Annotated in this window: 12 protein-coding genes; 5 read left to right on the forward strand and 7 right to left on the reverse strand. The window is 58.3% G+C overall.

The features are described 5' to 3' along the window. Window positions 1-2: 2 nt before the first annotated feature. The 3 genes from I9185_RS02070 to acs form a co-directional block, all read right to left on the reverse strand. Complete coding sequence (locus I9185_RS02070; RefSeq protein WP_170344753.1) at window positions 3-284, reverse strand: DUF4212 domain-containing protein; 282 nt, start codon at window positions 282-284, stop codon at window positions 3-5. Window positions 285-465: 181 nt separating this feature from the next. Next, window positions 466-1,149 carry an adenylate kinase gene (locus I9185_RS02075; protein WP_210092234.1) on the reverse strand — a complete coding sequence of 228 codons (684 nt, stop codon included), beginning with the start codon at window positions 1,147-1,149 and terminating at the stop codon, window positions 466-468. 7 nt (window positions 1,150-1,156) lie between these two features. Continuing rightward, window positions 1,157-3,121: an acetate--CoA ligase gene (gene acs, locus I9185_RS02080; protein WP_210092235.1), complete on the reverse strand. Its 1,965-nt coding sequence runs from the start codon at window positions 3,119-3,121 to the stop codon at window positions 1,157-1,159. Window positions 3,122-3,549: 428 nt separating this feature from the next. Here acs and I9185_RS02085 point away from each other — a divergent pair, with 428 nt between their 5' ends. Genes I9185_RS02085 through I9185_RS02095 form a run of 3 tightly spaced genes read left to right on the forward strand, consistent with a single transcriptional unit; the run spans window position 3,550 to window position 6,660 of the window. After that, window positions 3,550-4,566: a C4-dicarboxylate TRAP transporter substrate-binding protein gene (locus tag I9185_RS02085; protein WP_171723430.1), complete on the forward strand. Its 1,017-nt coding sequence runs from the start codon at window positions 3,550-3,552 to the stop codon at window positions 4,564-4,566. Window positions 4,567-4,623: 57 nt separating this feature from the next. After that, window positions 4,624-5,253 (forward strand): TRAP transporter small permease, encoded by a 630-nt coding sequence (locus I9185_RS02090; RefSeq protein ID WP_152457727.1) that lies wholly within the window; start codon window positions 4,624-4,626, stop codon window positions 5,251-5,253. Window positions 5,254-5,256: 3 nt separating this feature from the next. Next, a complete protein-coding gene (locus I9185_RS02095; RefSeq protein ID WP_210092236.1) occupies window positions 5,257-6,660 on the forward strand; it encodes a TRAP transporter large permease in 1,404 nt (467 codons plus the stop codon). Window positions 6,661-6,797: 137 nt separating this feature from the next. Here I9185_RS02095 and I9185_RS02100 read toward each other — a convergent pair whose 3' ends face one another. From I9185_RS02100 to rocF, 3 genes are read right to left on the reverse strand one after another with little or no spacing between them, the layout of a single operon-like run. Continuing rightward, window positions 6,798-7,838: an ornithine cyclodeaminase gene (locus I9185_RS02100; RefSeq protein WP_209833341.1), complete on the reverse strand. Its 1,041-nt coding sequence runs from the start codon at window positions 7,836-7,838 to the stop codon at window positions 6,798-6,800. A 9-nt stretch (window positions 7,839-7,847) separates the two neighbouring features. After that, window positions 7,848-8,768 carry an arginine deiminase-related protein gene (locus I9185_RS02105; protein WP_210092237.1) on the reverse strand — a complete coding sequence of 307 codons (921 nt, stop codon included), beginning with the start codon at window positions 8,766-8,768 and terminating at the stop codon, window positions 7,848-7,850. Further along, the gene (gene rocF / locus I9185_RS02110; protein WP_210092238.1) at window positions 8,768-9,688 is read right to left on the reverse strand and encodes an arginase; all 921 of its coding nucleotides are present in this window, start codon (window positions 9,686-9,688) and stop codon (window positions 8,768-8,770) included. The genes I9185_RS02105 and rocF overlap by 1 nt, the downstream gene beginning before the upstream one ends. A gap of 86 nt (window positions 9,689-9,774) precedes the next feature. Here rocF and I9185_RS02115 point away from each other — a divergent pair, with 86 nt between their 5' ends. Both I9185_RS02115 and mprF read left to right on the forward strand, forming a co-directional pair. Beyond that, entirely contained in the window at window positions 9,775-10,203 is a 429-nt protein-coding gene (locus tag I9185_RS02115) for an Lrp/AsnC family transcriptional regulator (protein ID WP_171633011.1), read from the forward strand. Window positions 10,204-10,320: 117 nt separating this feature from the next. Beyond that, complete coding sequence (mprF, locus tag I9185_RS02120; protein WP_348539707.1) at window positions 10,321-12,930, forward strand: bifunctional lysylphosphatidylglycerol flippase/synthetase MprF; 2,610 nt, start codon at window positions 10,321-10,323, stop codon at window positions 12,928-12,930. 3 nt (window positions 12,931-12,933) lie between these two features. Here the strand turns inward: mprF and I9185_RS02125 are convergent, their stop codons facing one another. Next, a complete protein-coding gene (locus I9185_RS02125; RefSeq protein ID WP_245223388.1) occupies window positions 12,934-14,484 on the reverse strand; it encodes an efflux transporter outer membrane subunit in 1,551 nt (516 codons plus the stop codon). Between the last annotated feature and the right edge of the window lie 9 nt (window positions 14,485-14,493).

Consider the following 14,493-nt stretch of genomic DNA (forward strand, 5'->3'; position numbering starts at 1 on the left):
GTTTACTCCTCAACACCGTATTCGGCGTCTAGCTTGTTCATGCGCCAGGCGTAGTTGAAGATCAGCACCAAAAAGACCAGGATCGATCCCTGTTGTGCGAACCAAAAGCCCAGATCGGTTCCGCCGACGGCGATCCCCGACAACATCGGACGCAGCAGAATGCCGAATCCAAACGACACCAGCGCCCAAATCGCGAGGCTGATGTAGATGAGGCGCAGGTTGGCCTGCCAATAGCCCTTGTCGGACTCGGCAGTCTGCGCGGAGTTTGTTGAATGATCCGCCATCGCGGGTTCCTCCTTCGCTTCCTCGTTGGACGGCCCGATGCCCACATCCTCCAGTGCGTCGGGCCGCTTCTCACTTGTGCCGGACGCCATGTGACGTCAGGCAAAACTCCTCCAGTCCGCCAAAGCGGTCTTTTGAAGTATTCTGTTTGGGATCAGAGCCTTGCGGCCCTAAATCCACCCCCTAATTCATGACTTCGCCAACGATTCCTTCAAGGTCATTGGCAATGTCTTCGATCCTGCCCATGGCGTTTGTGCGCTGCAGCACGCCCTGACTGTCATAGTAGGCGATCAGTGGTGCCGTCTGCGCGTGGTACGCCGCAAGGCGCGAGGCCACCGTTTCGGCATTGTCATCCGCGCGGCGCTTGAATTCGGTATGGCCACACTTGTCGCATTTGCCTTCTTCGGCAGGTTTCTTGAACTGGTCGTGGTACCCTTCACCACAGCCGGCGCAGGTGTAGCGGCCCGAAATACGGGTCACCATTTCCGCGTCTTCCACTTCAAGGCTTATCGCGGCGTTGATCTTCTGGTTGTTCGATGCCAGCAGACTGTCCAGCGCTTCGGCCTGAACCGTCGTGCGCGGGAAACCGTCCAGAATGACGCCCTTGGCGCAATCCGGCTGTGCCATGCGGTCGCGCAGGATGGCGATGACGATCTCGTCGCTGACCAGATCGCCGGCTTCCATAACGGCTTTTGCCGCTTTGCCGGCGTCGGTTCCGGCCGCGACGGCTTCGCGCAGCAGGTCACCGGTGCTGAGTTGTACAAGTCCGAATTTCTCTTCCAACATCCGGGCTTGCGTGCCCTTCCCGGCACCCGGAGGGCCGAGAAGGATGAGAACGGCGGGCGTGGTGATCGTGGCAGCGTCCATCACACCCTCACTTATTCGCACGGTTTTCGATCAAGTCTTCGACCACCGACGGATCGGCCAGTGTCGAAGTATCGCCCAACGATCCGAAATCGTTCTCGGCGATCTTGCGCAGGATACGGCGCATGATCTTGCCCGAGCGCGTTTTCGGCAGGCCAGGTGCCCACTGTATCACATCCGGAGATGCAATCGGGCCGATTTCGGTGCGGACCCATGTGCGCAGCTCTTTCATCAACTCGTCCGACGGCTCGCGATCATTCATCAACGTGACGTAGCAATAGATGCCTTGCCCTTTGATTTCATGAGGGTATCCAACCACGGCAGCCTCGGCCACAGCAGCATGCGCAACCAGCGCGCTTTCCACCTCGGCCGTGCCCATGCGGTGACCGGACACGTTAATCACGTCGTCTACACGACCGGTGATCCAATAGTCGCCATCTTCGTCGCGACGGCAGCCGTCACCCGTGAAGTAATAGCCTTTGTAATCCGAGAAATAGGTTTTCTCGAACCGCTCATGATCGCCCCAGACGGTGCGCATCTGGCCGGGCCAGCTGTCTTTGATACACAGAACGCCCTCGACACCGTTGCCTTCGATTTCAACACCGGATTGCGGGTCCAGAACCACCGGTTCGATGCCAAAAAACGGCTTCATCGCCGATCCGGGCTTCATCGCATGTGCACCGGGCAGCGGCGTCATCAGGTGGCCGCCGGTTTCTGTCTGCCACCAAGTGTCGACGATGGGGCATTTGCCTTTGCCGACAACGTCGTTGTACCAGGTCCAGGCCTCGGGGTTGATCGGTTCACCCACGGTGCCCAGAATGCGCAGATCGCTGAGGTCGCATTTTTCGACAAACTCATTGCCCTGACCCATCAGCGCGCGGATCGCGGTCGGTGCGGTGTAGAACTGGTTGACCTTGTGCTTTTCGCAGACCTGCCAGAAGCGCGAGGCGTCGGGATAAGTGGGCACGCCTTCGAACATCAGCGTGGTTGCGCCATTGGCCAGCGGGCCATAGACGATATAGCTGTGCCCGGTGACCCAGCCCACGTCAGCGGTGCACCAATACACGTCACCTTCGTGATAATCGAATGTGATCTCGTGCGTCATCGAGGCGTAAACAAGATACCCCCCTGTGGTGTGCACAACGCCCTTGGGCTGACCGGTCGAACCCGACGTGTAAAGAATGAACAGAGGATCTTCGGCGTTCATTTCGGCAGGGGCGCAGTAGTCGTCCGCCTCAAGCGCCATTTCGTTGTAGTCAAAGTCGCGACCGTCGATCCAGGTGGTCTGACCGCCGGTGCGCTTGACCACAAGGCATTTTACCGTGTCTTTGCAGTGCAGCAGGGCGGCGTCTGCGTTGGATTTCAGCGGCGTTTTGCGGCCGCCACGCGGGGCCTCATCTGCCGTAATCACGACCTTGGCTTCGCACCCATTGATCCGCGCTGCCAGAGCGTCGGGCGAGAAGCCCGCGAAAACGATCGAATGAATTGCGCCGATCCGCGCACAGGCCAGCATGGCGTAAGCAGCTTCGGGGATCATCGGCAGATAGATGACCACGCGATCGCCCTTGCGCACGCCCAGGGATTCCAGAATGTTGGCCATCCGGCAGGTGCGGCGGTGCAATTCTGCGTAAGAGATATGCTGGGCCGGGTCATTCGGATCATCCGGCTCCCAGATGATCGCGGTCTGGTCGCCGCGGGTTTTCAGATGACGATCCAGGCAGTTGGCCGACACATTCAACGTGCCATCGGCATACCAGTTGATCTTGACCGAGCCAAACTCGTAACTGACGTCCTTGACCTGGGTGAAGGGCTTGATCCAGTCGATGCGCTTGCCTTGCTCGCCCCAGAACGCGTCGGGGTCGCTGATTGAGGCTGCGTACATGTCAGCATACTTTGCCGCATCGACATGCGCACGAGCGACGGTTTCTGCGGATGGCGGATAAGTCTTGGCATCTGCCTGGGCAGCGGTGGTCATCTTTGAGGCTCCTCCCTCTGGACTGGATTACTTGTGGATTTTTTGCCTGTCATTCAGGCAATGTCGATCCTGTTCCTCCCCAAGTTTGAATATTACCGCGTTCTGAAAATAAATAAATAAATTGGTGTAATCCTTGGATTTCTTTGTAAAGAAATTTTAACAACACGGCCATATTAGTAAAAAAATTGGCAAAAGAATCGCTAAAATAAAACAAAAACAGTTACTTAAAGGTAACGAGAATTGAGGGCGCTGTGTGTCAATTGTGGTTGCAACGACAGGTGACCTCAAGGCTTCTGTCGTTTTGAGTCATTTCTGGGGCTTATTCTGCAAAATACGCAAATCCCGGTTAGGGTTGGCACAACCGATTGTTGGCGCTAGCTTGATCGGCAAGCGCCTCGGTAGGGGGCGCACCTATGGGAGACAAAACTATGAAAAAGATGTTGAGCGGTGCCGCAGTCGCCGCCCTTGGCGTTGCTTTTGTGACTGAAGCTGCAGCGACGGAATGGAACGCATCCGTCTGGGGCAAGCGCCGCGCCTTTACGGAACATGTTGAAAAGCTGGCCGAACTGGTCAGCGAGAAAACCGGTGGCGAATTCACCATCAATGTCAGCTATGGCGGGTTGTCCAAACCCAAGGAAAACCTGGACGGGATCGAAATCGGCGCCTTTGAGATGGCGCAGTTCTGTGCCGGCTATCACCGCGACAAGAACCGGGCGATTACCGTTTTGGAACTGCCATTTCTGGGTGTGAACAACCTGCAGGAAGAAGTTGCGGTAAGCCATGCAGTATACGACCATCCAGCGGTCAAGGAAGAGATGGCGCAATGGAACGCCCGCATCATCATGACCTCGCCAATGCCGCAGTATAACCTTGTCGGCACGGGCGAGCCGCGGGATGAACTTGCTGAATTTGACGGAATGCGGGTCCGGGCGACCGGTGGCCTTGGTCAGGCCTTCGAGGCGGTCGGAGGGGTGCCGACATCGGTTCCGGCGACCGAAGCCTTCAATGCGATGGAATCGGGCGTCGTCGACACCGTGGCCTTTGCCCAGCACGCGCACCTGTCATTCGGAACGATCAACGAAGCGGACTGGTGGACCGCGAACCTGAATCCAGGAACGGTGAACTGCCCGGTTGTCGTCAACATCGATGCCTACGAGGCCCTGCCAGCCGAACATCGTGAGGCTCTGGACAGCTCGATTGACGAGGCGATCGATCACTACCTTGCGAATTACGGCGGCTTGCTCGAACAATGGGACAGTGTCCTGGAAGAAAAGGGTGTCCAGAAGGTCATGATCGACGACGCGGTAATCGAAGAGTTCCGCACGAAGGCCGCTGATCCGATCCGTGAAAAATGGATTGCGGACATGACCGCACAGGGCCTGCCGGCGCAGGACCTTTACGATCTTGTCCAGACGACGCTGAAGCAACAGCGCGGCGGCAACTGATCCACAAGGCCGGGTGCTTTCAAGGCGCCCGGCAACAAACAACAAGGAAACACCGGAATGGCAGGACAAGCCACGGTTCTGGTAGACGGCAGCCGTCTGAGCCAGTTGGATCAGCGTTTGCTCGTGCTCGAACGGTTTCTGGCACTGATCAGCGGATTGGCGGTTTTTTCACTGATGGTATTGGCCGTTGTATCGGTCAGTGGTCGAAATGCACTGAATGCTCCTTTGCCGGGCTATGTGGACTGGATCGAACAGGCGATGCCTCTCATCGCTTTTCTGGGCATTTCATATGTTCAGCGTGATGGGGGGCATATCCGGATGGACATAGTCATATCCCGCTTGCACGGTCGGGCTTTGTGGCTGTTCGAATTGCTCTCGGTGGTTCTGATCCTGATCCTGATGCTGGCTCTGGTTTGGGGCAGTTGGTCTCATTTCGACCGGTCCTTTGATTTTGGCGCCCCAATGTGGAGCCGGGACAGTTCGATCGACATCGGCATACCCTTGTGGCCGGCCAAGCTGCTGGCACCCGTTGCATTTTCCGTTCTCTGCCTGCGCCTTGCGCTGCAAGTCTGGGGGTATGGTCGGGCGTTCTGGCTGGGGCTGGACGCTCCGGCGGCCGTTCCGCTGATACAGGATGCAGCGGCGCAGGCGGCGGCCGAGGCCGAACAGTTCGAAGGGCAGGACTGATACATGGACACGATTGAGATTGGCCTTTGGGTCACTGGCGGCCTTCTGGTCCTTGTCGTGGCGGGCATGCGGGTCGCCTTCGCAGCGGGTTTGGCAGGGCTTGTCGGACTGGTTTGGATTTTCTGGGCCAAGTTCGGTTACGATCCGGAACGGTTTGGCAAGGCGCTGACAGTGGCAGTCAAGACCGCGGGGCAGGTGCCACATTCCAAGGTCGCGTCCCACACTCTTAGCCTGATTCCGACCTTTATCCTGATCGGGTATCTGGCTTATTACGCGGGGCTTACCCGTGCTTTGTTCGAGGCCGCAAAACGTTGGGTCGCATGGGTGCCCGGAGGGTTGGCGGTTTCGACCGTTTTCGCCACAGCCGGGTTCGCCGCGGTGTCCGGAGCTTCGGTTGCGACTTCGGCCGTCTTCGCCCGTATCGCGATTCCGGAAATGCTGAAGGTGGGTTATAACAAACGCTTTGCAGCAGGTGTGGTTGCCGCGGGCGGGACGCTGGCCTCCCTTATCCCGCCTTCGGCCATTTTGGTGATCTACGCGATCATCGTCGAGCAGGATGTCGGGAAGCTGCTGTTGGCGGGGTTCATTCCGGGTGCGTTTTCCGCAATTGTATACGGCCTTCTGATCGTCGGGATTGCAGTGATCTTCAAATCCGTTGGTCCGCCTGTCACGGGGTTTTCCTGGAAACAGCGCTTTGCCGCTCTTCCCGGTGCTATTCCGATTGTCGCCGTCATCCTGATCATCATTTGCTTTGTCTACAATCCGTTTGGAGAAAAAGCATGGGGCACTCCGACGGAAGGCGGTGCCATTGGCGCCTTCATCGTATTCTGTTTCGCCTTGTTCCACGGAATGCGCTGGGCCGAGTTCAAATCTGCGCTTTTGGAAACCGCCAAACTGACGGCGATGATCTTTTCAATCATCTGGGGCGTTCTGATCTATGTGCGCTTTCTTGGGTTCGCCGACCTGCCGGGCGCCTTCTCGGATTGGATCACGGGGCTCGAGATGTCGCCCATGATGATCCTGATCTGCATTCTTCTGGCATATGCGGTGTTGGGCATGTTCATGGACGCGATCGGCATGCTGCTTTTGACTTTGCCCGTCGTCTATCCGGCGGTAATGGCCTTGAATGGTGGTGAAACCGTCAGTGCCGCCGACAGCGCGTTTGGAATGTCCGGCCCGATGTGCGCGATCTGGTTTGGCATTCTGGTCGTCAAAATGGCCGAGTTTTGCCTGATTACACCGCCCATCGGGCTGAACTGCTTTGTCGTTGCCGGTGTGCGCCCGGACCTGAGTGTTCAAGATGTGTTCAAAGGCGTCACGCCCTTTTTCATCGCGGACGCCCTGACCATCGCAATGCTTGTGGCATTCCCGGGTATTGTCCTCTACCTGCCATCGCTTGCGGGATAGCTCGGAAGCGAGGCTCTGCCTCGCGCTCCGGGATATTTGTGGCCAGATGAAGTTCGGATCCCCTGCTTCATCTGGCTGAAAATATCCCGGGGGAGGCGCGCGCAGCGCGGCGGGGGCAGAGCCCCCAAGATCGCGTGTTATCCAGCTCGCATCAACATTCCGAACAGATCGCGCGGATCGTCCGGGTCGGCCAACATGTCCAGAGGTTCAAAGAAGGTTGTGCCTTCAATCGCCTGTTTCACATAGCGCAGGGCCGAGAAATCCTCGATGGCAAAGCCGACACTGTCGAATAAAGTGATCTGCCGCTCATCGATGCGCCCCTTGGCGGCGCCGGTGATGACCTGCCACATCTCGGTCACAGGGTGATCCGCGTCCAGCGCCTGAATTTCGCCTTCGATCCGGGTTTGTTCAGGGTACTCGACGAAGATGTCCGAACGTAACAGGATGTCGCGATGCAGCTCGGTCTTGCCGGGGCAATCGCCTCCGATGGCGTTGATGTGCACGCCGGGCCCGACCATGTTGTCGGTCAGGATCGTTGCGTATTTCTTGTCTGCCGTGCAGGTAGTGATGATCTGGGCACCTTCAATGGCGTCTTCCGGCGTCTTGCAAAGGATGACTGTCAGGCCCTTGCCCTGCAAGTTCGCAGCGCATTTCGACGTGGCATTCGGGTCGATGTCATAAAGCCGAACGGTGTCGATTCCGCACATTGCCTTGAAGGCAAGGCATTGGAATTCGGACTGTGCGCCATTGCCGATCATGGCCATTGTCCTGGCGTTTTTTGGGGCCAGATAGCGCCCGACCAATGCCGAAGTTGCAGCCGTGCGCAGCGCGGTCAGCATTGTCATTTCGGTCAACAGCGTCGGATATCCTGTATAGACATCTGCCAACAGACCGAATGCAGTTACGGTTTGCAGCCCCTCGGAGGTGTTCTTGGGATGGCCGTTTACGTATTTGAACCCGTACGCTTCACCATCCGAAGTTGGCATCAACTCAATTACGCCATGAGGAGAATGTGCCGGAATGCGAGGTGTCTTGTCGAAGCTTTCCCATCGTTTGAAATCGGCTTCGATCTGAGCGGCAATCTGCGTGATCATCTGTTCGACGCCAATGTGGTGTACCAGTCGCATCATGTTGTCGACGGAAACGAATGGTACCAGGGCCTTGTCTGAAGGTTGCATGGTGCTCTCCTATCGGCGGGCAAGGTGAACGCCTGCAATCATGCAGCGCACGGACCCACCGGCGGTTTCAATTGTAGGAACGGACAGCGGCAACGGTGTTGCACTGTCCTGGATTGTTGCGATTTGGTCTGGTGTGAGGGCGGCAAGTGCCCTGCTGGACAGGGCAAGAACCAACCCATCCCGTCCGGTCAGTTCAATGGCGTTACCTGCGAACTCGGCAATTTGGTCGTGCGTCAGGTCAATGACCGTTCGACCGGATTCTTCCAGCCGATTGCGAACGGTCATGCGGCGGGCCGGGTCCGAAATCATGTCGAGGCAAATCAGGGCGTAATGCGTTCCGATACCCATCAAAACGTTGGTGTGATAAACGTCTCGGCCCTTGGCATCGCGGGCTTCGAAGGCGATTGGTTCATAGTTGAAATGTGTGCAGAACCGTTCCAACAGGACCGGATCGGCGCGATTGGACGTCACCGTGTAAGCGATACGGGCCACATGATCCAACACCATCGCGCCGGTTCCTTCCAGGGCCAGGTTGTCTTGTTCCAGCCCGGAATAGTCGATGACATCCTGCACACGGTATTCCTGTTTGAGCAGTTCGATTACATCGGTCCGGCGTTCGCGTCTGCGCGATGGCACGTACATCGGGTAGATCGCCACATGGCCGCCGGGATGCGTCGAGAACCAGTTGTTTGGAAAAACGCTGTCAGGTGTGTTGAGGTCCCCGAAATCGTCAAACACATGAACAGTGACACCGGCGTCGCGCAATTGCTGTACCGCCCGATCATGTTCATCCCTGGCCGCTTCCGACGTGGCCTGGGCGGATGCGGTGCTCAGCGTTTGAAAGGCATTGTCATCGCGTGTTTCCGGGTTGGACGCAAAAGCGTGCGGCCGGATCATGACGGCGGCAGATGGCGCTTGCAGAGACAGCATCAAAAACTCCGGGTGGGACGGTCGAAGATACGGCGACCCATCAACGAGGCGGCCAGATCGACCATCAGTTTTGCGGTTCGGCCCCTCTCATCCAGAAACGGGTTCAGTTCGACCAGGTCCAGCGAGCAGACAAGCCCGCTTTCATGCAGCAGTTCCATTACTAGGTGGGCTTCGCGCTCGGTTGCACCGCCGGGCACGGTCGTGCCGACTGCGGGCGCCACTGCCGGGTCGAGGAAATCGACATCCAAAGATACATGTAGCAGAGCGTTTTCTGCCTTCACGCGATCAAGAAAGGCCAAAAGGGGGGCTTTGATTCCATTTTCATCGATGCTGCGCATATCCGCCAGCATGGCGCGGTCTTGCTCCAGCGCCGCCCGTTCCGCCGGGTCAACAGAACGCAATCCGATCATGCCGACGCGATCCGTCGGTATGACGGCCGGCAAAGGGGGGAAATCCTCAAATCCGGGTCTGCCGGTGAAATACGCCACCGGCGTTCCGTGCAGGTTGCCGCTGCCGGTACTGTCCGGAGTGTGAAAGTCGCTGTGGGCGTCAAGCCATAGCACAAAAAGAGGGCGGTCGATCCGAGCAGCATGGACGGCCATCCCGGCCACCGTACCCATGGACAGGGCGTGATCACCCCCCATGAAAATCGGAATGCCCTGACCCGCCGCGTCTTGCGCAGCTTTGCTGAGAGCGTGCGTCCACCCCACGCATTCGGGCAGGGCGAATAGGTGCGGGTGTCGGGGAATGTCGACGTTTTCGGCCTGCACGTCGCCCCAATCTTGGACGGTGTGACCAAGATCAGACAGCGCCTCATCCAACCCTGCCACGCGATACGCATCAGGTCCCATCCGGCATCCCTGACGACGTTTCCCGGCGTCCATTGGGGCGCCGACCAGTATGATATCCTTGATTTCCATGTGTTCATTTAGGCCGTCGGACTGTCTTGCGTGAAGTCGGCAAAATGCTCAAAATGGTCTCGGAAGTTCCTTTATGAGAAGATGCCATGGACGAATTGGACAATCGGCTGCTCAATGCGTTGCAACGGGATGCACGGGCAAGCCTGTCAGAGCTGTCGGAAACACTGGGCGTGACACGCACCACGGTCCGCAGCAGGTTGCAGCGGCTGAAACAGTCCGGTGAAATCGTCGGCTTCACCGTCCTGACGCGTCGCGACCTGGCGCAAAGCCCGGTGCGCGGGTTGATGATGCTCGAGATTGAGGGGCGCGGGACGGAACGCGTCATGGCCCGGATCGGTGCCATGCGTCAGGTGACGGCAGTTCATTCGACAAATGGCAGTTGGGATCTGATCGCCGAGATCAGCGCGGAAACCCTGGCCGAACTGGATGAGGTTCTGTTTCAGATCCGACGGATCGACGGCGTGACGCGTTCGGAAACGAACCTTTTGCTGTCAACACGCAAGGGGCGGCTCTAGCGCTTTGAGATAAAACCAAAATGTGCCAGAGTCCGTTGGCAGATGATGTCTGAATCGTCGACGGGCGGGTGAGCCGCGCGTGGTATCTGCGATCAGAAACTGGCGGGGACGTGCAGCATGACCAATTCGGAAAGTGACGGTGAACCTCTGGCCGTACACTGGGCCGAAAAGCTCACGGCCATGTTGGAAAAACCGTGGCTGCGGATTGCAATACCGGTTCTCGTGACCGGGATCGCGCTGACGGTTCTGCATGATTTGTCGGCGCATGTGAAATGGTCAGATGTCCAGACCGATATCGCAACGACGTCGTGGAAACTGATGTTTTTCGCATTGTGCTGGACCGCGTTCAGTTTCCTGTCGCTGTCGCTCTATGATGTGTTTGCCGTGCAAAGCGTGGCGGGCGGCAAAGTGCCATTGCCTGTTGCCGGAATGGCAGGAGCCAGCGGCTATGCCGTGTCGAACTGTCTGGGTTTTTCCTACATTACCGGAACGGCGATCCGGTATCGGATATATGCGTCGCTGGGCTTGGATCTGGGGCGGGTGGCCGGGGTTATCGCAACGTCCTGGGTCGCGTTCTGGATGGGGCTTGTTCTGGTTCTGGGTGTGTTGCTGACCGTGCATCCGGATGGGATCTCGAAAGTGATGCCTGTCAGCGAAACGGTGGAAACCGCCATCGGGCTGAGCCTTTTGGGGGCATTGGTCGCGATGTTCATATGGTTGTCCAGCGGCGGCAGGCGGTTGGCCGTCGCCGGTATCGGGTTCGACTTGCCGGGTGGCAAACTGGCCAGCCTTCTGACACTGGCCGCCATCGGAGATCTGGTTGGCGCGTCCATGGCGCTCTATGTCCTGATGCCGGACGATCTGGGCGTTGGCTATCCCTATTTCTTCACGATCTACATCGCCGCCATCGCCGTTGGAATCCTCAGCCACGCGCCGGGCGGGCTTGGGGTGTTCGAAGCCACGCTGATCGCGGGGCTTGGAGCGTCGGGACGTTCGGATGTGATCGCAGCCTTGTTGCTGTATCGCGTCGTTTACACCTTCTTGCCGTTCGGTATCGCCAGCGTGTCCATTGCGATCGCGTCCGCACTGACGCAAAGGCACAGGATTGGCGGCGCCGCAACATGGGTCTATCGGGTTATCCGCCCCATTGTTCCGATGGTGGCAGCCGGGGTTGCGGCCGTGGCAGGGGTGGTCCTGCTGATATCCGGCGCATTGCCAGCGGGCACGCAGAACCTTGGCGTTCTGAGAGAGGTCTTGCCGCTGTCGTTTGTCGAGGCATCGCACCTTGCCGGCAGTGCTGTCGGCGTGCTGCTTTTGCTGGTGTCCCGCGGTTTGTTTCGAAAGCTCTACCGCGCATGGGTGGTGGCCATGCTGTTGATGGTGGCCGGGTTCTTTGCCTCGCTGGCAAAGGGGCTGGACACTCACGAAGCGCTGTCGATGCTGGGCACGATTGGCCTTCTGGCGATGTTCCGCGGGGCGTTTTACCGGGTCAGTGGCGCGTCGATCTTCAGGCTGAATATTCCTTGGTTGGTCAGTGTCGTGGCGCTGCTGGCGGTGATATTCTGGATCGGATTGTTCGCCTATTCCCATGTCGAGTACCAGAACGCCCTGTGGTGGGAATTTGCCTGGAACGGTGACGCTTCGCGCTTTTTGCGCTCCAGCCTCATCGTGGCGGTGATCGTGGGCGTCGTGGCCGTGAACTCTCTGTTCGGGCGAGATATTCCGACGCCTGTGCGCACTGAAATCCCCGAGGTCGTTGAACGGCTTGTGATGGAGTGCGAGGACACCGAATCCCAAATCTCGCTTACCGGTGACAAGCAGTTCCTCGTCTCACCGGATGAGACCGCATTTATTGCCTATGCAGACACGGGCAACGCTCTGATCTCGAAGGGAGAGCCGGTTGGCGATGAAACGGCGGGGCGGCAATTGATCTGGCAACTCAGGGAATTGGCGGACCGAGAAGGAAAACTGTGTGCCTTCTACAGTGTTTCAACCAAGTACCTGCCGACATTTCTGGATCTGGGCCTGTCGATCCTGAAGATCGGCGAGGTCGCGCGGGTGCCACTCAGGGATTTCTCGCTGGACGGAAAGTCGCGCAAGCGGTTCAGACAGGCCAGAAACCGGGCCGAGAGGGAGGGCTATGTATTCGAGATCATCCCGAAAGAGAACCTGGCCCCGGTATTGCCGGAACTGCGCGCGATTTCAGACCATTGGCTGGCGCAAAAGGCGGGTGCCGAAAAGGGCTTTGCGTTGGGGGGCTTTGACGATCAGTACCTGTCATATTTCGATCATGCGGTTCTGCGTGACGGTAAGACCGGCAAGATCATGGCCTTCGCCAACCTGTTTCAGGGCAGCAACAAATCCGAGCTGTCACTGGATTTGATGCGCTATGAGCCTGACAGCCCGAGCTTTGTCATGGATGCGCTTTTTGCCGAGATGATGAACTGGGGATCGCAACAGGGGTTCCACTGGTTCTCATTGGGTGCGGCGCCGTTCTCAGGCATCGAAAACCGTCAGCTTGCATCACTTTGGAACCGCATCGGCGGCTTTGTCTATGAGCATGGCGAGCAATTCTATCATTTCGAAGGTTTGCGCGCCTTCAAACAGAAATTCGATCCGGAATGGAGCCCCAACTATCTGGCCAGCCCCGGCGGGCTGGCCGCCCCCCGCATCCTTTACGAGGTCAATATATTGATCTCGGGTGGGCTGCGCGGGTTGACCAATTAGCGCCTAGTTCAGGCTGGCCCGGGTTGGGGTTTTTTCAAGCAGATCGCCCCAATCGGTTCGATAGGCCATTTCCGCCAGCACGGTTTCAGGCAGGAATTCCTGGTTTTGCCGGATCTGCCATCCGCCGCCCAGACCCTTGTAAACGGCAACCAGATTGCTGGACACCTGCTGCCGCGCTTCGATCAGGTTTGCCTGCGACCGCAAAAGCGCGGTCTGCGTGTTCAGAATGCGAGAATAGCTGGCGATTCCATCCCTGTACTGGCTTACGGCGATATCTGCGGCCTTGCGCGAAGCGTCGACGCTTTTCTGATAGAACCCAACTTGTTTGCGTGCTTGCGCATAGGCGACCATCGCACTTTCCACCTCGGAATACGCGGTCAGAACGGTGTTCTGATAATTGGCAATCAGCGCTTGATATGCCGCATCCTGCGCACGGACATTGTTTTTGATGCGGCCATAGTTGAGCACGTTCCAAACCACGCCGGCACTGGCCAGACCGGTGGTGCTGTTGCCGCTGAACAGATCGCGCCCGCCCGAAGCCTGTAAACCGATCGCGCCTGACAGCACGAACTGAGGATACAGGTCAGCCATTGCGATACCCACCTGCGCGGATTGAGTCGCAGCGGCCAGTTCCGCCGCGCGGACATCCGGGCGGCGGCGCAGCAATTCTGCTGGCACCCCAACGGCCACATTTGTTCGCGCTGACGGGATACGGCCGGAACTCCCCAGCAGGTTGGTCATCCGGGACGGCGTGGCCCCTAGCAGCACGGCCAGCGCATTCTTGGTCTGTTGCAGGTCGCTTTCCAACTCGGGTACCAAGGCTTTGGTATTGTTAAGCAGGGCAGTGGATTCCTGAACGTCCAGTTCGGTCGTGACCCCGTTGTTGAACCGCAGCTGGGTCAGGTCCGCCGATTCCTGCTGCAATTTGATGTTTTCCCGGGCGACCGCCAACGATTCCTGCAGCGCGCGGATATTGACGTACAGCGCGGCCACGTCGCCGGTCAGTGTCACCAATGCGTCATCATAGTTCGCGACCTGCAAAGCCAGATTCGACCGCGCCGCCTGCACACCGCGCCGTTGTGCGCCCCAGACATCCAGCTCCCACTGGGCGTCGAACCCAACCTGAGACGTCGAGAATTCGGTATCCAGGGGGATGATCCGGTTGATATCGGCAACAGGCCCAAGGTTGTCGCTGATTTGCCGCCGCTGCAAAGACGCGCCTATGGCCTGGGATTGCGGGTACAATTCGCCGAAAGCGATCCCCAGCTGTGCCCGCGCTTGCAGCACCCGCGCGCCCGCGACCTGAAGCGTCAGGTTCTGAGCATAAGCTTCGGCAATCAGCCGGTTGAGGGTCGGGTCATTGAATGTCTCCCACCATTTGACCACAGGTGCGCTGCGCGATGTCAGGCCGCTTTGACCGACGCTGGGGCTGTTTACCTCGATCCACTGCTTGACGACCGGAGAGTTCGGGCGCACGAAATCGGGCCCCACGGGCGTGCAGGCCGCGAAAGTGGCGGCGCAAAGTGCAGTTCCCATCAACCGGCTAAGTGTCATGGCGCGCAT

This window comes from Ruegeria sp. HKCCSP346 (assembly GCF_017872595.1).
GTDB lineage: Bacteria > Pseudomonadota > Alphaproteobacteria > Rhodobacterales > Rhodobacteraceae > Ruegeria.

What these genes read in the sequence shown, in the direction of transcription:
- I9185_RS02070 (WP_170344753.1), bottom strand. Translation starts at nt 284, where the DNA reads ATGGCGGATCATTCAACAAACTCCGCGCAGACTGCCGAGTCCGACAAG.
- I9185_RS02075 (WP_210092234.1), bottom strand. Translation starts at nt 1,149, where the DNA reads ATGGACGCTGCCACGATCACCACGCCCGCCGTTCTCATCCTTCTCGGC.
- acs (WP_210092235.1), bottom strand. Translation starts at nt 3,121, where the DNA reads ATGACCACCGCTGCCCAGGCAGATGCCAAGACTTATCCGCCATCCGCA.
- I9185_RS02085 (WP_171723430.1), top strand. Translation starts at nt 3,550, where the DNA reads ATGAAAAAGATGTTGAGCGGTGCCGCAGTCGCCGCCCTTGGCGTTGCT.
- I9185_RS02090 (WP_152457727.1), top strand. Translation starts at nt 4,624, where the DNA reads ATGGCAGGACAAGCCACGGTTCTGGTAGACGGCAGCCGTCTGAGCCAG.
- I9185_RS02095 (WP_210092236.1), top strand. Translation starts at nt 5,257, where the DNA reads ATGGACACGATTGAGATTGGCCTTTGGGTCACTGGCGGCCTTCTGGTC.
- I9185_RS02100 (WP_209833341.1), bottom strand. Translation starts at nt 7,838, where the DNA reads ATGCAACCTTCAGACAAGGCCCTGGTACCATTCGTTTCCGTCGACAAC.
- I9185_RS02105 (WP_210092237.1), bottom strand. Translation starts at nt 8,768, where the DNA reads ATGCTGTCTCTGCAAGCGCCATCTGCCGCCGTCATGATCCGGCCGCAC.
- rocF (WP_210092238.1), bottom strand. Translation starts at nt 9,688, where the DNA reads ATGGAAATCAAGGATATCATACTGGTCGGCGCCCCAATGGACGCCGGG.
- I9185_RS02115 (WP_171633011.1), top strand. Translation starts at nt 9,775, where the DNA reads ATGGACGAATTGGACAATCGGCTGCTCAATGCGTTGCAACGGGATGCA.
- mprF (WP_348539707.1), top strand. Translation starts at nt 10,321, where the DNA reads ATGACCAATTCGGAAAGTGACGGTGAACCTCTGGCCGTACACTGGGCC.
- I9185_RS02125 (WP_245223388.1), bottom strand. Translation starts at nt 14,484, where the DNA reads ATGACACTTAGCCGGTTGATGGGAACTGCACTTTGCGCCGCCACTTTC.